Here is an 18,562-nt window from a genome sequence, read left to right as displayed (position 1 = left end):
GTTAAGATCGGGTAAGGTAAATGCCACCTTAACCGACGTTTCACCCGCGTCGGAGCGGACAAGGTACACACCAATTCCAAGATGGGCCGGCTCCACTGCACGGTGGCGTGGGCGACAAAGGCGACGGCGACCATGAAGAACCCGAAGAAGATCCAGGATCCCACGGAGGCCGCCCTCTCGGCGATCCAGGAGGCTCTGACCCTTCAGGTGGATCAGCCCGAGGCTCCCCAGGCGGAGCCGCGCGCACCGGCCGCAGCCCCCCCACGGGAGGGGCGTCCGGCAGGCCGGCGGCCGCGCGTGGACGTGGGTGATCGCCGCGCCGCCAATGACGATCGCCAGACCGTCGGCCAATTGCTGGCCCAGCTTCAGAGGCGCTCCTCGCCGGCGCCGTATTGGTGGGCGCTGGCCATCTCCGCGCTCTGGGTGGCCTTCGGCGTCTCTTATGCGGTGGCGACCCACCGGGCGGCCTTCGCCGGGCTCAGCGGCGTCGATGCCCTGATGGCCTCGCCCGCGCTTCTCACCATCGTCGCTGGCATCATCGTTCCCCCCATCGCCTTCTTCGGCCTGGCCGCCATGGTGCGACGCTCCCGCGACCTGCAGATGGTCGCCCGCTCCATGACCGAGGTGGCCCTGCGCCTCGCCCAGCCGGAAAATCTCGGCACCGATGCGGTGGTCTCCGTGGGCCAGGCCGTGCGTCGGGAAGTGGCTGCCATGGGTGAAGGCCTCGACCGCGCCATCTCCCGCGCCGCCGAGCTGGAGACTGTCGTGCGCAACGAGGTGTCCATCCTCGAGCGCGCCTATGAGGACAATGAAGTCCGCATCCGCAACCTGATCGGCGAACTCCAGGCCGAGCGGCAGAACATCCTCATCCACACCGAGCGCCTGCGCGAAGGCATCATGGATGCGGAGACGCTCCTCTCCAACGAGGTGCGTGACGCCGCCGACCGCGTGCAGGGCAATGTGGTCGCCGCGGTGGAGCGCGTGAACGATGTTTTCGGCCAGAAGGGCCAGGAAATGAGCGAGGCCCTCGCCCGCGTCGGCGAGACCGTGATCGACAGCTTCAATGCCAAGGGCAACGAGCTGATCGACCGCCTCCAGGCCACCGCCGCGACGCTGAACGAGGAGCTGACCGTGTCCGGCGACAAGCTGGCGGATACGCTGAAGTCCCGCTCGGAAGAAGTCAGCGCCAGCCTGCTCTCCTCCAGCACCGAGGTGTCCATCCTGGTGTCGCGCTGGAGCGAGGAGGTCCGCACCGGCCTGGAGGACACCCGCGCCGCCATCTCCGAAGCCCTCGACACCAACGCCGCCCGCATCACCGAGGACTTCGCGCTGCGCGCCGACGATGTGAACAGCGTGTTCCGTGCCACCGGCGAGAATGTGGTGATGGAATTCTCCAGCCGCGGCGGCGACCTTGTGCGCAAGATCGAGGAGACCGGCACCCGCGTCGCCGAGACCATCACGCTGCATGGCGGCGACCTGGCGGATCGCATCGAGATCGCCGGCAACCGCATCCATGACGCCGTGGCCATCCATGGCGACACCCTCCAGGAGCGCCTGGCCGAGACCGGCGAACGCATCACCGAGGCCCTGGAGCGTTCCGGCGTCCAGGTCGCCACCTCGCTGGTCCAGAAGGGCGACGAGATTGCCGATGCCCTGACCGCTGCCGGCAACGACATGACCGAGCGCCTGGGCGCCATCGGTGCGGATGTCACCGACGCCATCGGCGAGCGCGGCGCCCGCGTCACCGACGCCTTCGCCGAGACCGCCGATGCGCTGGTGAGCTCCGTCACCACCAAGGGCGACGTCATCCGCGAGATGCTCACCCAGCGCCTGCGGGCCCTGGAGGAGACCATCACCGTGCATGGCGGCGAGCTGGCCGACCGCATCGGCCAGGACACCTTGCTCATGGCTCAGGCGGTGCAGGAGGGTGTGCGCACCTTCGACACCACGCTGCGCACCAACGCCCCCGCATTGGTGGATGGCCTTGCCGAGCAGGTCACCGCGCTCACGCAGACCCTCAACTCCACCGTCTCCGGCCTCGACGAGCGCCTCGACGCGGCGACGCAGGCCGTCTCCATCAGCGTTGAGGGCCGCCTCGATCGCTTCGAGCAGACCTTCGAGGAACGCGCCCAGACCCTCACCGACAACTTGTCCACCGCGACCGGCGCCGTGCGGCAGACGCTGGACGACCAGTTCGGTCAGTTGGAGGACACCCTCGGCACCCGCGGCCGCGCGCTTACGGAAGGCCTTGCCGGCGCAACGCAGACCCTGGCCACCACGCTCGACACCCGCCTCGGCCAGTTCGAGCAGACCATCGGTCGGCGCACCCACGCCCTCACCGCCAGCCTCTCCTCCACCACCGAGGCCCTGGCCACCACGCTGGACGAGCGCCTGAGCACCTTCGAGGAAACGCTGGAGCAGAAGACGCTCCGCCTCACCGAAGGCCTCACCGCCACCACGCAGACCATCTCCACCACGCTCGACGAGAGCCTCGGCACCTTCGAGCGCACGGTGGGCGCACGCACCGCCTCTCTCACCCAAGGGCTGGCCGCCAGCGCCAATGCCATTGCTGCAACGGTGGAAGGCAGCCTCGGCCAGTTCGAGGAGACGCTCGGCCGCCGCGCCGAGGCGCTTGCGGAAGGTCTGGCCGGCTCCAGCGACGCCATTGCCTCGGTGCTCGATACCCGCATCGCGCAAATCGAGGACAGCCTCGACCAGCGCACCCATCGCCTCAATAGCGGCCTTGCCAGTTCGGCGCAGACGCTGGCCACGGCGGTGGATGCGAGCATTGATCGCCTCACCGAAACGCTCGACAGCAAGACCGCCACCCTCGGCGAGGGCCTCGCGGCCTCCGCAGACGCCATCGCGGCGACCCTCGACGGCAGCATCGGTCGCTTGACCGAGACGCTCGACACCAAGACCGCTACCCTCGGCGAGGGCCTCGCGGCCTCCGCGGATGCCATCGCGACGACCCTCGACGGCAGCATCGGTCGCCTGACCGAGACGCTCGACACCAAGACCGCCACCCTGGGCGAGGGTCTCGCGGCTTCCGCGGATGCCATCGCCACCACGCTGGACGGCAGCCTCGGCCGGATCGAGCGGACGCTCGACGAAAAGACCCGGACCCTCTCGCAGGGCCTGTCGGCGGCCACCCAGAGCGTTGCCCTCACCCTCGACGAGCGCATCGGTGGCTTCGAGACCACCATCGATCAACGTACAAAGGGCCTCACCGACGGCCTCAACCTGACGGCGGAACTCATCGCCGCCACGCTGGAAGACCGCATCTCGCGGGTGGAGCAGGCCATCGACAGCCGCGCCCAGTCGCTCACCGAGAACCTGGCCGTGCGCTCCGCCGAGATCGGCGAAGTGCTCTCCACCGGTGCCCAGTCGACCACCGAGGCGCTGGAGCGGTCGGTGGCGACCTTGGACGAGTTCTTCTCCGTGCGCACCCGCGCCATCGGCGAAGTGCTGTCCGAGCGGGCCGAGTTCGTGGGCCGCGGTATCGGCGCCCGGGCCCAGGAGGTCGCCTCCATGCTCGACAGCCGTGTCGCCCGAATCGAGGAGATCGTCACCGGCCGCCTGGAAGGCGTCGCGACCTCTCTGGAAGTGCGCGGCAACGCGCTCGCCGAGGCGCTCGGCACCAAGCTGGGCGGCGTTGCCAACCGCATCAAGAAGGATGCGACCGAGGCCGAGGCGACGCTCACCAAGATGGCCGACACGGTGGGTACCACCCTCACCGCCCGCGTCGACGGCGTGTCCGAGACGCTCGGCACCCGCATGACCGCGTTCGCCGAGCTGATCGAAGGAAAGAACGGCGTCTTCCTCGCCGCCATCGAGCAGGCCAGCCAGAAGGCGGCGGCGGACATGGCCGCCACCTCCGGCGCGCTCAAGGGCGATGTGGAGGCGATCGTCACCCGCCTCGACGCAGCCAACACCACCTTCCAGGATACGATCACCCATGTGGTGGGCTCGCTCTCCCAGTTTGAGGAGCGCTATGCCACCCAGGTTCGCTCCATCCAGGAGAGCGTCGCGAGCCTCGACGGTGCCGCCACCGGCGCCGTGGGCGAGCTGGGCAACCAGGTCACGGCGCTGCGCGACGTCACCGACGGCACGCTCACCGAAATCTCTGCCCTCACCCAGCGCTTCGAGGCGCAGAGCAGCGCGGTGCTGGACGCCTCCAAGGCGCTCGCCGAGACCCACGCCCATGTGGATGCCACCCTCTCCAGCCGCAAGGACGCCATCGAGCAGCTCTCCGGCTCGCTGAGCGCTCGCATCGCTGAGATGGACGAGCGCCTGCGCGCCCTCCACGCCACCCTGGAGACCTCGCTCAGCCAGGCCCGCAGCCAGGCCGGCGAGATTGCGGAGACTGTGAACGGGTCCGCCGCCTCCACCGTCAAGGCCATGGAGGCCCAGATGGAGGTGGCGCGCAACGCCTCGGAGACCGAGCGCACCCTGCTCACCGCCGCCCTCAAGACCACCTATGACGAGGCGCTCGGCGATGTGAACCGGCTGTTCGAGGAGACCGGCCGCCGCTTCACCGACGTCGCCCGCGAGCTGAAGGGCGCCGCAACCGACGTGCAGCAGGCCATCGAGCTGGCCCGCGAGGAGATGAAGAAGGGCATTCTCGAGCTGCCCGCCGAGACCGAGGCCAGCGCCGCCACCATGCGCCGCGCCGTGGCCGAGCAGATCAAGGCACTGGCGGAGCTCAACGAGATCGTCGCCCGCAACGGCCAGTCGGTGGACGTGTCCGCGCCCGCCGGCCGCGTGATCTCCCGCGAGCCCGCCCGGCCGGCGGAGCGCCCTGCCCCCGTGCGTCGCGCCGAACCCGCCGCCCCGGTGGCGCCGCTGGAGGCCCGCAAGGTCGTCGCACCGGCCCGCCCGGCCGCGGAGGCGCCCGCCGCTCGGCCCGCGCCGGTGCGTGAGCCGGAAGGTGGCAAGGATGGCGGCAAGGACGGCTGGCTCTCCGAGCTGCTCGCCCGCGCCTCCGGCGATCTCGCCGAGGCGGAAAGCGAGAAGCAGCAGCGTCCGGCGCCTCAGCCCGTCCGCCCCCGTCCGCCCCAGCACACCATCGAGTCCCTGGACTCGCTGTCGGTGGACATTGCCCGCATGATTGACCATCAGGCGGCGGTGGACCTGTGGGAGCGCTACAAGCGCGGCGAGCGCAACGTCTTCACCCGTCGCCTCTACACCATGCAGGGCCAGGCGGCCTTCGAGGAACTGCGCCGCAAGTACCGCACCGATGGCGAGTTCCGCGACACCGTGGACCGCTACCTGGACGAGTTCGACCGCCTGCTCGACCAAGTGGCCGAGGACGACCGGTCCAACGTTCTGACCAAGACCTACCTGACCTCTGACACGGGCAAAGTCTACACCATGCTCGCCCACGCGGCGGGACGGTTCGAATGAACCCATAACACCTAAGAGCGGTACAAACTGACGAGGGCGGGGGAGACCCCGCCCTTCTTCTTTTCTCAGAGCCTGGAGGGGTTTGCGGGCCGGGGGCGTTCAGAACCCGAAGCCAACCGTGCGGTGTCTCTCAAGGTTATCCGGCGCGCGGAGGAGTGATGCCCCCTGAACGCACAACCATAAGATGTTTTTCATTATATAAAATTAGTGGCGTCGCCTCGCAGCAGGATGCTCTTCTTTTATTGTGCAGCTTAAGTCTGCGACGTGAAGCGGGGGCGCATCATGAAGACACGGCGGGATTTTCTCCGGTCGACGGGAGTCGCGCTGGGGGCGGCGGTGTTGAGCGGCCCTGTCATGAGCTTGCCCGCCCACGCGGCGGATGAGCCCCTGGCCTCCCAGGTGGCCGCCGCCTGCCGGCGTCTCGCGCCCCTCGGTTGGCGCGATTTGATGCTCAAGGTCACGGGCGGCCAACTGGACATCACCGCCCCCGACCTCGTCGCCGAGCTCTCCAAGCCGCTCGCCGCCATTGACCGCAAACAGCCGGGTTTCGGCGACTTCAACGCGGCCGGCACCCAGGGCGTCACGCCCGGGCAACCGGATCTCAGCCTGCTCTACCACGCCTTCGCGGCGCCAACCGTGGCGACCGCAGCCGACGGCAAGACACCACTGGCCGGATTTCCGACCCTGTCCGAAATCGCGGTGCTGGAGAACTACGTCTATGCCGCGGCAAAGGCGGACCTGGCAAAGATCGCCCAAAACGCGCGCGCCGTGGCCGGCAGGGACCTGGCCATCGTCGTCTATGCGCTCGAATACCGGAACGTCTCGCAGTCCGTCGGAGGGCGGGCGGCGCAATTGTGCTTCGCGCGCACCGGCGTGTCGCATCTGGGCACGGCAGAGCCTTATTATGACGGAGCGCTGCGCGCCTTCGCCACGCTCGACCCGGCCAAGCCCTTCGCCTTTCGGTCCGTGCCGCAGCGCTTCGCGGCGTTCCTGTCGACACGCATCAGCGGCGCTGGAAAGACGTTCGGACCGCAGGACGTGCAGCCGGGCGACGACAAACGCGACTTCTGGGTGCCGCTCCACAAACTGTTCGACGGCCCTGAATGCCTCGTGGGAGCGAACCTGACGGTCACGTTCGCCAGCCACCTCGTCAATGAGAAGCTGCGCCAGTTCCAGCGCTATATGACTATGAACGGCGTCCCCGGCACGCGCTTCACCGAGGAGCAGTTGAACCAGTATCCGTTCGTGCTGCGCGACGGCGAGATCGGCGGGCTGTCGGACAATCCGGACTTTGGCCCCGGCGTGCTGGTGCCCCGCCCGCGCCCCGCGCTCGCGGAGGTCGCCACCTTTCCGGGCAGCAACAAGGTGGTCACCTTCCAGGTGCCCTCCGAAAAGGATTATCCCAAGCCGCTCTCCCTCTATTATTCCTCGCTCCAAATTCTCCCCGTCGGGGCGGATACGGAGCCGGCCTTCATGTCAGGCCGCGCGCCGGAAGCACAGCGGCCGGCGCCTGAATATGTGAACATCCGACATCGCTACCAGGGCGAGAGCATCGAGAGCCTCAACCGCCGCCCCGACATGATGCGCCTGCTTTATGACGGCAAGTATCCGGCCGTCCATTATGTGGACTATGCCGGAAACGGCTGGATGGAGGTGCGTTGCCCCGCCATCGAGCATGTGGTGAAGGCGTCGAAGCCCGCTTTCGTTATCGTGTCGCCGCCGGATTTCTTCCCGAGCGTCTCCCAGCGCCAGTTGACCCGGTGGTGGCTCGACGAAATGCCGCTTGCGCTGCAAAAGACCCTGTGGGCCCTGCCGCCCCTGCCCCTGTCGCAGCAGCGCATGGCCGCCGATGTCACCTTGCCCGCCGGCTTCAGCATCAACGACACCACCATGACCTGCCTCGTGGCCCAGCCCGGTAGCGCACCGGGGCCGGCGCAGACGGCCAATGGCCCCAACGCGGATCGCAGTGTCGGGTTGCCCGATGCTGCCGCCGGCATTTTCGATCCTGGATGGGAGACGAGCCAGGGCTATATATATATCTCGACAAGGGCAATGACCCGGCGTCCGGCGATCCGCCCGCCATCCAGCCTTACATGCAGTCCATCGGCCTCGGCACGCCGTTCCTGGAGGACATCAAGCTGTGCGCCACACTGGGCAATTACTGGCCCGGCGTCGCGCCCGACAACACCCGCAGTTTCCCGCCGGACAAGCAGGCCTCGCCCACCCTTGGCTTCACCTATGCCTGGCCCACCAGCGCGCCGTTGACCGACATCGAGACCGGCATCGCCCCCCTGCCCGGCACGCAGACCTACATGCCGTGGGATGGGGTGCGCGGACCGCGCATGGACAAGGAGGAGGTGGTCTATGCCGACATTTATGACGTCGACTATCTCGACCTCCAAGGCACCATGACCGCGGCCCTCACTGGCCGGATCGACTTCAAGGAATATACCGCCCGGGTGGTTTCCATGGCCGCCGTCTATTGGGCGCTCGGCATTCATCCCGTGGAGTCCAATGAGGATTCCGTCATCCGCGGCATTCTGCGCGAGAAGGCGCGGTGGGCGCTGCAATCCTTCCGCACCGTGGAGCGCGCTGATGGGGAGGAACTGGCTGCGGCCGTGGCGGAGGCGGGCGCCGACCCGGCGCTCAAATGGGAGTATCGCTTCTTCCTGTTCACCGCCAACGGGCAGTCCATGGACAAGGCCCGCAACGAGACCCGCGTGCTGGTGAAGGACCGGGTGGTCGCCTATACGGCGCGCAGCACAGATGATTCCAACAAGGCGCTCGTTCTCTTCCAACGGAATGGCGGCCAATGGGCGCTCGACACCACGATGCCGACGTGATCGTGGTCGGCGGTGGCCCGGCCGGGGCTGCCGCCGCCATCGTCGCCGCCAGTCGGGGCCTTGCCACGCTCCTGTGTGAGCATAAGCCGGAGCGAAGCCTGCCGGGAGAATCCCTCCAGCCGGGCATCGAGCCCCTCATGATCCAGCTCGGGCTGCCCGACGGGCTCGCGCAGGTGTCCGGCGCACGCAATGCGGGGGTGTGGATCTCTCTGGCGGGAAAGACGAGCTTCCAGGCCTTCGGGGGCGATGCCTCCGGCAGCTGGCAGGGGTGGCAAATCCGCCGGCCCGCCTTCGAGACGCTGCTGCGCAACCGCGCCGCTGCCCTCGGCGCGCAACTGCTCATGCCATGCCGCGTCAGGGCGCCGCTCCTTGAGAGCGGCTGCGTCATCGGTGTGGCGACGGAGGCGGGACCGTTTTTTGCTCCCTTGGTGATCGATGCGAGCGGCAGCGCGCGCTGGCTCAGCCGCAGCCTGGGCCTTCCCGTGGCGCGCCATTCCCCCATCCTGCGGGTCCGCTATGGCTACAGGACCGGCGCCTGCCCCGCGCGCGATAAGGCCCCTGCTTTAATCGCGAACCAGGACGGGTGGACATGGTCCGCCCGCATCCGAGGGGGTGTCTACCAATGGACGCGGCTGCGGGTGGATCGCGAGGCGCTCCAGACCGACGCGCCGCCGGACGAGCTGTCCGGCCTTGACCCTCTCGGCCCCAGCCGGGGGGCCGACGTGACATGGCGGCTGGCCCAGCGTTCCGCGGGTCCAGGCTGGATGATCACAGGGGATGCAGCCGCCCGCCTCGACCCGGCATCCGCCCAGGGTGTGCTGCGGGCCGTCATGGGCGGCATGATGGCGGGCCATGCCGCCCATCGCCACCTTCGGGAGGGTGTGGAGTTGGCGGAGCCCTATACACGCTGGCAAACGGAACGCTTCTTCGCGCGGGCAAACGCCCTCACCGGCTTCTACCGCAGCATCGGGTTCCCCGGCTTCGGCTAGAGCCAGATCCGGTCCGGGTGAACCGACCTGATCGGATCAGTCCCTACACGATTGAGACATAACGTTTTGCCGATCTGGCAGCGCTGCAATCAGATCGATGCGTGCTCTCGGGTAGGGTTAGGACTGTCTCGGACAGGAGCCAGCTCCTGGCGCCAGCAGGGCACTCATAAAGCCACACGCCGAGCACGCGACGGCCTCCAGCCGGGGCCGCGGCTGGCCCTCGTCATCTTCAGAAGCGCGGGGCGGCCCAGCGCACCATTTCGATGAGTACCTGGTCGGACGCCTCGTCCAGCGCGCGGGCAACTTCCGGCCCGGCAACGGACGCGATCGGCACGCGCGCGCTGAAGACACGCGCCGCCACGATGCGGCCGGCCTGGTTGGCGATCACCTTGGCGGAGATTTCCACCACCGCCTGTGCCCCCGACGGCTCGATGCGGACACCGAAGGTGCGGATGTCCATATTGAGCTGGAAGTCACCGCTCACGCCGTCGCCGGGGCGCGCCACCCGGGCAAGGCGACTGCCATTCTCGAACGCCTGGATGGTGCGGGCCTGGAGCAGAGGCGGCAGTCGGTCCGCCCATTGGGCGTCCGACAGATACGTGATCTGACCGGGGGCGGGCTCCACCATGATCTTTTCGGTGTCCAACGCCGCGAGCGCCGTGGGCATCACCACCACCAACTGCCCGGTGCCGCCGCCCTTGGCGGTGAATTGGCTGGGCGCCGAGAGATCGAAGGTGGGAATGGGATTTGACGCGCAGGCCGCAAGGCCTGTCACCGCCAGAGCGACCGTCACTGCGCGCACGACAGACCAGAGGCTCGCGGATAGAGGCACGGTTTCAGCCCTCGACTCTCTTAACATGCTCCTTACCGCCTATATTCGGGTACGGAGCTGCCGCCAAATATGAACTGGCGGGGATTGCGCTCAAAGTTGCGGAACACCCGCTCAATATCGGACAAGGTGCGCCGGCCATCCACCGCCAGGGCCTCGAACTGACGCAAGCCAGGACCGGTGAACTTCTCCACCTGGGTGGCGATTTCTTCCGTGCGCGTGTCCAGATTGTTGGCGAGGCGGCGCACCGAGGCGGCGGCCTCGGACACCTGGTTGACCATGCCGTCCGGATCGCCGGCCGCCCGCTTGAGGTCAGACAGCACGGCATCGGCCTTGGTGGCCAGTTCCTGCACCTGCCCGGCGATCTCGTTGGAGCGCTGCATCAGCGAGCCCACATCCTCCGAATGGTCGGACAGGGCCTTCGAGAAGGTCTCGATATTGGCGACGATGGCGGCGATCTTGTCGGGGTCCACCGCTTCCAGGATCTTGTTGGCGCGCCCCGCCACATCCTGCACGGTGTTGATCAGGCCGGCCATGCCGGCGCCTCCGTCCGCCTCGATGCGCGGGAAGCCGTTGGGGCCCATGGGCAAGGGCTTGGCATCGGCCGCCCCACCGCGGATGGACACCGCCACGATGCCGGTCAGGCCCTGGGTCTCCAGGCCGGCGCGCGCATCGGCCAGAATCGGCACGTCGGGACGCACGCCCACCCGCACCAGCACCTCGTTGGGCTTGCCGGGCACGAGGCCGAGCATGGTCACCTGGCCGACCGGAATGCCGTTGAACAGCACATTGTTGCCCTGCCGCAGGCCGGCCACCGAGCCATTATAGACGATCTCATAGAGGGAGCGCTCGTCACTCACCTGGGGACGCGCGAACCAATAGACGAAGCCGAACGCCGCCCCGAGCACGAGCAGCGTGAAGGCGCCGATGATGGTGTAGTTGGCCCTGGTCTCCATGCCCTATTCCCACCTCACCATGACGACCGCACGGCCCGCGCGCGGACCCCGTGGAAATAGGATTGTAGCCAGGGATGCTGCGCCGCCATCATCGTCTCGATGGTCCCCTGTGCGATCACCTTACCATCGTACAGGGCCGCGATGCGATCGCAGACCGTGTGCAGGCTGTCCAGATCGTGCGTTACCATGAAAACCGTCAGCCCCAAAGTCTGCTGCAAGGTGCGGATCAACTCGTCGAAATCGCCCGCGCCGATGGGATCAAGGCCCGAGGTGGGCTCGTCCAGGAACATGATGTCCGGATCGAGCACCAGCGCACGCGCCAGAGCGGCGCGCTTGATCATGCCGCCGGAGAGTTCGGACGGCAGCTTCTCGCCCACATCAGGCTTCAGGCCCACCATCTCGATCTTGGTATAGGCAATCTCGTCCATCAGCTTCTGGGAGAGCTTGAGATTTTCCCGCAGCGGGAACTGGATGTTCTGCTTCACCGTCAACGAGGAGAACAGTGCCCCCTGCTGGAACAGCACGCCCCACCGCCGTTCCATGGCCGAACGCTTCTTCTCGTCCAGGTCGTCCACATTCTGGCCGAAGACCTCCACCGTCCCGGATCGCTTGGGCACGAGGCCGAGAATGGTGCGGGTGAGCACCGACTTGCCGCCGCCTGACGTGCCGACGAAGCCGAGGATCTCGCCGCGCATGATGTCGAGGTTGAGATGGTTGAGGACGATGCGGTCGCCGAAGCCTACCACGAGATCGCGCACGCTGATGATCGGCTCGCCGGGGGCGGCGGTCATCACGGGCGGGGCGTCGGGGGAGCGGGAAGTGTCGGGCGCGTCCATGTCGGCTCACATATTGATGGACGCGAAGAACATGGCGAAGACCCCGTCCATCACGATGACGAGGAAGATGGCTTTGACCACCGAGGCGGTGGTGTGCTGGCCGAGCGATTCCGCGCTGCCGCCCACCCGCAGGCCTTCCAGGCACGAGACAAGGCCGATCACCGCCGCCATGAACGGCGCCTTGATGATGCCCACCAGAAAGTGGTCGATGGAGATGGCGTCCTTCAGCCGGTCGAGGAACACGTCCGGCGTGATGCCGCCATAGGTCCAGCAGACAAGGCCGCCCCCGACGAGGGCCGCCATGGAGCCGACGAAGGTCAGCAGCGGCAGCGCCAGGATCAGCGCCAGAACGCGCGGCACCACAAGGATTTCCACCGGGTCGAAGCCCATGACGCGCAGCGCGTCCACTTCCTCCCGCATGCGCATGGAGCCGAGCTCGGCGGTGAACGCACTGCCGGAGCGGCCGGCGATCATGATGGAGACGATGAGCACGCCGAGCTCGCGCAGCACAAGCACGCCGACCATGTCCACCACATAGATTTCGGCGCCGAACTGGCGGAAATGGAAGATGCCCTGCTGGCCGAGGATGGCGCCGATCAGGAAGGTGATGAGGATGATGATGGGCACCGCGCGGAAACCGGCGCGGTCCATCTGGTTCACCATGGAGGTGAACCGGAAATTGCGCGGACGCGCCAGCATGCGCAGGAGGGCAGCGATGGTGGCGCCGATGAAATTGAGGAGCGCGAGCGCGTCCTTGGCAATCTCCACCACGGTCATGCCCAGCCGTTCCAGAACCCCTGGAATGCGGCGGGCCGGCGGGGGAGCATCGCGTCCGGTGCGCTTCATCTCCTGAATGAGGGCATCATAGCGCGGCTGCAGCCCGGTGACTGCGGGCTCCACCCCATCGCGCGACCAGGCCCGGCGCAGCCGCTCCAGCAGCAGCGCGCCGAAGGTGTCGAGGCGCTCGACCCCGGACATGTCGATGGTCACGCGCCCAGGCGCGGGGTAACGCTGCACTGCGGCATTCACCGCCTGCTCCAGCGTGCCCGCAGTGTCGGAGGTCCAGATGCCCTGCCCCGCCACGCGCAGCTGATCGCCATCCTGGCGGACATCAAGGAGCGAGGCGTTCGCCAAAAGGGATTCTCCGCGTCGAGTCGCGTGCTTGAGCAAGGTACACCTTATGCTCATACTCGGGCGTGCCTTGGGCGTCGAGGTCACTTTTTTCCCGCATCGTGCCCCAAAAGCCGCATTTCTCCAGCAGCGACACGCATTTAAACCGATGATACGCCTCGTTGTTACCGTAGATTGCTACCGCATCGCCGGCACCTTCACCATCTCCCGCGGCTCCAAACGGGAGGCGGTGGTTGTAACCGCGCACCTGACCGACGGCATCCATGAAGGGCGGGGAGAATGCGTGCCCTATGCCCGCTATGGCGAGACCGTGGACGGGGTGGCAGAGCTGGTGCGGAGCCTTGAGCCTGAGATTGCCGCCGGTCTCGACCGCGCTGCGTTGCAAAAGCGCCTGCCGCCAGGGGCAGCCCGCAATGCCCTGGACTGCGCCTTCTGGGACTTGGAAGCCAAACGCGCCGGACTAAGGGTTTCCGCCCTCGCAGGCCTGCCGCTGCCCCTGCCGATCGTGACGGCCTTCACGCTCAGCCTCGATACGCCGGAGGCCATGGCCGCGGCGGCGGCCGCATCCGGGCGGCCGCTGCTCAAGCTGAAGCTCGGCGGCCCGGAGGATCTCGCCCGCCTTGCCGCCATCCGAGCGGCCGTTCCGCAGGCCCGCCTTATCGTGGATGCAAATGAAGGATGGGCGGAGGCGGACCTTGAGCGCAATCTCGCCGCCTGCGCGGCCTTCGGCGTCGAATTGGTGGAGCAACCCTTGCCCGCCGGACACGACGGGCTTCTGGGGCGCATCGCGCGGCCGGTTCCGGTCTGCGCGGACGAGAGCGCGCATGACTGCGCGGGGCTCGCGGCCCTCAAGGATCGCTACGACGCCGTGAACGTGAAGCTGGACAAAGCCGGTGGGCTGACGGAAGCCCTCTCCATGGTGGACCTCGCCCACCGCCAGGGCTTCTCGGTAATGGTCGGCTGCATGCTGGCCACCTCGCTGGCCATGGCGCCCGCGGTGCTCGCCGCCCAGACCGCGCAGGTGGTGGATTTGGACGGCCCCCTCCTCCTGGCACAGGACCGCGCCCCGGGGCTTCGCTATGACGGTTCGCGGGTCCACCCACCCGAACCGGAGCTTTGGGGATAGGCGTCAGGCCCGCGCGCGCCGCACGCCCATGAAAGCAAGCCCCCCACCGAGCGCCGCCAGACCGGCAGAGACCGCAAAGGCGCCCGGACCCAGCATAGCCCAGAGCGGACCGCTGGCCAGGCTTGCCGCCGACATGGTGAGGTTCACCACCCATGCGGCGAGCGACTGCGCACTTCCGGCGCGGTGCTCCGGCGCATAGCGGGCGATCAGTTGCACCTGCCCCAGATAGGTGGCTCCGAATGTGCCGCCATGGAGAATTTGCAACGCCACCAGCACCGGCAGGGACGGATCGAGCGCCAATCCCGCAAACCGCACCACGCCGATGCCGGCCCCCGCCATCAGCAGCCCCAAAGGCCCGACACGCCGCACCAGCTTCGTGCCGAAGCGGAACACCACGATCTCGGAAATCACGCCGATGGACCACAAAAGCCCCACGGCCGTGAGCGAGAGGCCGCTGCGGGACCAATGGAGCGAAGAGAAGGCATAAAGGGTCGCGTGGCTCGCCTGCACGAGCGCGGCCGCCAGCACGCCCACCACTAGGATCGACCGCGCCTGCTTCCAGTCGAGCCCCGGCACGGCCGTGCTTGCGGGCCGCGCCAGTTCCGGCAAGGCGAGGGTGGCCGCCACATAGGAGACATAGCCGGCCACCATCAGCGCCACCACCGCGCCGGGCCCGGTCTGCTGGATCACCAGCCCGCCCAGGAGATTGGCCGCGACGAACGCCACCGAGCCCCAGAGCCGGCTGCGGCCATAATCGATCCGCCCCGCCCGCGCCTGGCGAGTCGCATAGGCATCGAGCAACGCGAAACCGGGATTCCAGGCCAGCGCGGCGATGCCGAGCACCAGCAGGATGGCCAGGAGCGTCTGCGCCAAGGCCAGCAGCGACATGGTGAGCGCGGTGAAGCTCGCCAGCAGCACCAGAAGCGCCTTGGGGCGTCCCAGCCGGTCGGACAGGAAGCCCAGTAAGGGCGTGGAAACGAGGCGGGTGGCCAGCGGCACCGCCACCGCAAGGCCGATATCCTCCGCTGACAGGCCGCGCGCCGACAGCCAAAGCGGAAAGAAGGGCAGGTAGACGCCGAGCGCGAAGAACTGCGCCCCATAGGCGAGGCCCATGGCCGCGCGCACGGGAAAGCGGCCGGCCTCGCCGATGGTCATGGCAGGGATCCGAAGCTCAGGGCCGGAGCGCCCCTTCGGCGGGGCGGCCGGAGATCAGGGGTCCGCTCAGGCGGAAAGGCAGGCGTTGAAGGTGGCCGCGTCCACATTGCCGCCGGACAGGACGATGACGGTGGTCTTACCGGCCGCATCAAGGCGGCCCTCCAGCAGCGCGGTCAACGCCACCGCGCCGCCTGGCTCCACCACCAGCTTCAGTTCCCGAAAGGCAAAGGCCACCGCGCGAGCGACCTCCGCATCGGTGGCGCTGACGCCCTCGCCCACCAGGCGGCGGGTCACCTCGAAGGTAATGGCGCCGGGCGTCGGCGCCAGAAGGGCATCGCAGAAGGAACCGCCAGGTGCCGGATTGCGCTCGCGCTGGCCGGCGCGGAAGGAGCGGGCGTGGTCGTCGAAGCCAGCGGGCTCGGCCACCACCACGCGGGCGTTCGGGAAGCTCTCCTTTACCGCCAGCGAGATGCCGGCAATAAGGCCACCACCGGACGCATTGGCGCTGACGATGTCGGGGGCAAGGCCCAGCGCCTTCAGGTCTTCCACGATCTCAAGGCCCACCGTGCCCTGGCCGGCAATGATGTTGGGATCGTCATAGGGCGGCACGAAGATGGCCCCGCGCGCGGCGGCAATTTCACCGGCAATGGCGTCGCGGTCATCGGTCTCGCGATTATAGTCCACCACCTCCGCGCCCAGCGCGATGGTGCGCTCGCGCTTCATGGCCGGGGCGTCGGACGGCATCACGATCACGGCCGGCATGCCCAGGAGCTTCGCCGCAGCCGCCACGCCTTGGGCGTGATTGCCGGAGGAGCAGGCCACCACGCCCGCTGCGCGGTGCTCGTGGGGGATCTGCACCATCCGGTTATAGGCGCCGCGAAACTTGAAGGAGCCGGTGCGCTGGAGCGTCTCGGGCTTCAGGAAGACGGTGCCGCCCACACGCTCGGACAGGACCGGGGAGGCGACCAGCGGCGTGCGCACGGCGACGCCCTTCAGGCGTCCGGCGGCAGCGACCACATCGGCGAAAACGGGGGGAGCAGGAATCGCGTTCATGCCACCGAAATTAGCCTGTTTCGCCGCAGGAGGCGAAACCTGCGTGCCACCGGCCCGAAATCATGGGCGATGAGCACATTGTCGATGAACTGCTTGGCGCATTCCCGCCAGGAATAGCGCAGCGCATAGTCCCGCGCCGCCTGGGGCGAGAGCTCCAGCGCCTTGAGGCAGGCGGTGCGCAGATCCTCGTCCAGAACGCCAACCGGCTCGGTCGCTTCGCCCAGAACATCCATGGGACCGGTGACCGGATAGGCCGCCACCGGCAGGCCACTCGCCAGCGCTTCCAGGAGCACGATGCCGAACGTGTCGGTGCGGCTTGGAAACACGAAGACATTGCTGCCCGAATAGATGCGGGCCAGGTCCTCGCCTTCCTTCGGGCCGAAGAAATGGGCATCGGGGAACCGCGCCTTCAGCGAGGCCAAGGCCGGCCCTCCGCCCACCACCGCCTTGGAGCCGGGCAGGTCGAGGCTGAGGAAGGCCTCGATATTCTTTTCCACCGACACCCGGCCCACAAACAGGAAGACCGGCTTGGGCAAGCCCAGGTCCACCTCAGGACGGGGTCGAAAAAGATCGGCGTGCACGCCGCGCGACCAGCGCATGAGGCGCTTGAAGCCGCGCGCCTCCAGCTCCCGCTCCAGGGTGGCGGTGGCCACCATCACGCCGCCGCCCGCATTGTGGAAGCTGCGCAGCCAGGCATAGGTGAGCCGCTCGGGCACCGGAGCTCGGGCGGACAGATATTCGGGAAACTTGGTGTGGTAGGACGTGGTGAAGGTGCGCCGCGTGGCGATGCAGGCCCGCCGCACCAGGATGCCGATGGGCCCCTCGGTGGCCACATGGACAAAGTCCGGCTGCATGGCCTCGATCCGGCGCATGATCATGCGCGGGGTGGCAAGCGAAAGCCGGATTTCGTCATAGGTTGGCAGGGGAACCGTGCGGAATTCCTGCGGGGTGAGGAATTCCAGCCGCGCGCCGAGATGAAGGGCTTCGCTCGCGGTGTGCTCAAGGGAGCGCACCACCCCGTTGATCTGGGGATGCCAGGCGTCCGTCGCGACGAGAATGCGCATCAGGCCGCCGCGCGGGCCGCGGCCGCGTCGGTCGGCTCGGTCACCGGCACGAGCGAGGGCTTGGTCCAGCGGATGATCTCCATCCGCCCGTCCTCGTGCTCGGCCACCGCCGTGCAGCTCTCCACCCAGTCGCCGCAATTCACATAGCGCACGCCGAAGCGGTCATGGATGGCGGCGTGGTGGATGTGGCCGCAGATCACGCCGTCCACCTTGTGGCGCTTGGCCTCGTCCGCCACCGCCTTCTCGAACTTGCCGATGAAGTTGACGGCGTTTTTCACCTTCAGCTTGGCCCACTGGCTCAGCGACCAATAAGTGAGCCCCAGCTTGCGCCGCACCAGGTTGACATAGGTGTTGACGCCCAGAGCAAACGTGTAGGCCCAGTCACCCATGAAGGCGAGCCACTTGGCATGGCGCACCACCAGATCGAACACGTCGCCGTGGATGACGAGGTAGCGCTTGCCGTCGGCGGCTTCGTGGATGGTGTGCTCCACCACTTCGATGCCGCCGAAATGCGTGCCGTAATAGTCCCGCAGGAACTCGTCGTGATTGCCGGGCAGATAGAGGATGCGCGCGCCCTTACGGCCCTTGCGCAGCAGCTTCTGCACCACGTCATTGTGCTTCTGGGGCCAATACCAAGCCTGTCGAAGGCGCCACCCGTCGACGATGTCGCCGACGAGGTAAAGCACATCCGCATCATGGTATTTGAGGAAGTCGAGCAGAAGCTCCGCCTGGCATCCCTTGGTCCCAAGATGGACATCGGAAATGAAAAGCGCGCGGTAATGGCGGGCTTCAGGGCTGTCGCTCACGATCTTGCCTCGTGCGGAAATTGCTCCCTGAGAGCATTGTGACGGACTTAGCCGGAGTCGTGTATCCCTTTTATGACGCAGTTGCGGAAAGACGTCATCCGCTTTTCGCATTGCACCATATTCGGGACCGAACGCACCTTCCTCCGGCCGCGACTCAGTCGTCTCCTGCGGCAGCATCCCCCGCCCGGCGGGCCACCGCAAGAGGCGCCGCCGCCCGGTCTTGCCCATGACCGGCAAATGGCCTCCCCCCCGCGCGCTGCCCATTGACCAAACGCCCTGCGCGCGCCAGCTTGCGCGCCGGGCGGAAGGTGGGGCGCACGCGCGGCCCCTGCCCTCTTCGAGGCATCCGCCCGGCGGACCACCCGATT

At 67.6% G+C, this 18,562-nt stretch carries 12 protein-coding genes and 1 pseudogene; 5 read left to right on the top strand and 8 right to left on the bottom strand.

The genetic code is table 11. The features are described from left to right. The first annotated feature begins 132 nt into the window (after positions 1 to 132). The 4 genes and pseudogenes from J5J86_RS11995 (at position 133) to J5J86_RS11985 (ending at position 9,238) form a co-directional block, all read left to right on the top strand. Positions 133 to 5,406, top strand: a complete 5,274-nt coding sequence (locus J5J86_RS11995; protein WP_209098192.1) for an apolipoprotein A-IV repeat region-like domain-containing protein — start codon at positions 133 to 135, stop codon at positions 5,404 to 5,406. 282 nt (positions 5,407 to 5,688) lie between these two features. Next, positions 5,689 to 5,742 (top strand): annotated as a pseudogene (locus tag J5J86_RS24675) (hypothetical protein); the annotation flags it as partial. An 18-nt stretch (positions 5,743 to 5,760) separates the two neighbouring features. After that, positions 5,761 to 7,671 (top strand): hypothetical protein, encoded by a 1,911-nt coding sequence (locus J5J86_RS11990; RefSeq protein WP_247657559.1) that lies wholly within the window; start codon positions 5,761 to 5,763, stop codon positions 7,669 to 7,671. 547 nt (positions 7,672 to 8,218) lie between these two features. Continuing rightward, positions 8,219 to 9,238, top strand: coding sequence for an NAD(P)/FAD-dependent oxidoreductase (locus J5J86_RS11985; protein WP_209098188.1), 1,020 nt, complete (start codon positions 8,219 to 8,221; stop codon positions 9,236 to 9,238). A 229-nt stretch (positions 9,239 to 9,467) separates the two neighbouring features. Here J5J86_RS11985 and J5J86_RS11980 read toward each other — a convergent pair whose 3' ends face one another. The 4 genes from J5J86_RS11980 to J5J86_RS11965 all read right to left on the bottom strand — a co-directional run bounded on the left by J5J86_RS11980 (position 9,468) and on the right by J5J86_RS11965 (position 12,993). Further along, positions 9,468 to 10,040, bottom strand: a complete 573-nt coding sequence (locus tag J5J86_RS11980; protein WP_247657557.1) for an ABC-type transport auxiliary lipoprotein family protein — start codon at positions 10,038 to 10,040, stop codon at positions 9,468 to 9,470. A gap of 62 nt (positions 10,041 to 10,102) precedes the next feature. Next, positions 10,103 to 11,023, bottom strand: coding sequence for an MlaD family protein (locus J5J86_RS11975; RefSeq protein WP_209098178.1), 921 nt, complete (start codon positions 11,021 to 11,023; stop codon positions 10,103 to 10,105). Positions 11,024 to 11,037: 14 nt separating this feature from the next. Beyond that, positions 11,038 to 11,814, bottom strand: a complete 777-nt coding sequence (locus J5J86_RS11970; protein ID WP_247658503.1) for an ABC transporter ATP-binding protein — start codon at positions 11,812 to 11,814, stop codon at positions 11,038 to 11,040. Between the two features lie 51 nt (positions 11,815 to 11,865). Beyond that, a complete protein-coding gene (locus tag J5J86_RS11965; RefSeq protein WP_446698611.1) occupies positions 11,866 to 12,993 on the bottom strand; it encodes an MlaE family lipid ABC transporter permease subunit in 1,128 nt (375 codons plus the stop codon). A gap of 145 nt (positions 12,994 to 13,138) precedes the next feature. On the opposite strand from J5J86_RS11965, the gene dgcA reads away from it, so the two are divergent. Then, a complete protein-coding gene (gene dgcA, locus J5J86_RS11960) occupies positions 13,139 to 14,116 on the top strand; it encodes an N-acetyl-D-Glu racemase DgcA (protein ID WP_209098172.1) in 978 nt (325 codons plus the stop codon). 3 nt (positions 14,117 to 14,119) lie between these two features. On the opposite strand, the gene J5J86_RS11955 is transcribed toward dgcA, so the two are convergent. From J5J86_RS11955 to J5J86_RS11940, 4 genes are all read right to left on the bottom strand, one after another. Next, positions 14,120 to 15,271 (bottom strand): MFS transporter, encoded by a 1,152-nt coding sequence (locus J5J86_RS11955; RefSeq protein ID WP_247657555.1) that lies wholly within the window; start codon positions 15,269 to 15,271, stop codon positions 14,120 to 14,122. Positions 15,272 to 15,337: 66 nt separating this feature from the next. Beyond that, complete coding sequence (locus tag J5J86_RS11950) at positions 15,338 to 16,324, bottom strand: threonine ammonia-lyase (protein ID WP_209098170.1); 987 nt, start codon at positions 16,322 to 16,324, stop codon at positions 15,338 to 15,340. Beyond that, positions 16,321 to 17,388 carry a glycosyltransferase family 4 protein gene (locus J5J86_RS11945; protein WP_274706634.1) on the bottom strand — a complete coding sequence of 356 codons (1,068 nt, stop codon included), beginning with the start codon at positions 17,386 to 17,388 and terminating at the stop codon, positions 16,321 to 16,323. The genes J5J86_RS11950 and J5J86_RS11945 overlap by 4 nt, the downstream gene beginning before the upstream one ends. Continuing rightward, positions 17,388 to 18,194 carry a UDP-2,3-diacylglucosamine diphosphatase gene (locus J5J86_RS11940; RefSeq protein ID WP_247657553.1) on the bottom strand — a complete coding sequence of 269 codons (807 nt, stop codon included), beginning with the start codon at positions 18,192 to 18,194 and terminating at the stop codon, positions 17,388 to 17,390. The genes J5J86_RS11945 and J5J86_RS11940 overlap by 1 nt, the downstream gene beginning before the upstream one ends. Positions 18,195 to 18,562 lie beyond the last annotated feature (368 nt).

It is taken from the genome of Aquabacter sp. L1I39 (assembly GCF_017742835.1).
Taxonomy (GTDB): Bacteria; Pseudomonadota; Alphaproteobacteria; order Rhizobiales; family Xanthobacteraceae; genus L1I39.
This window is presented reverse-complemented; position numbering and strand designations above follow the sequence as displayed.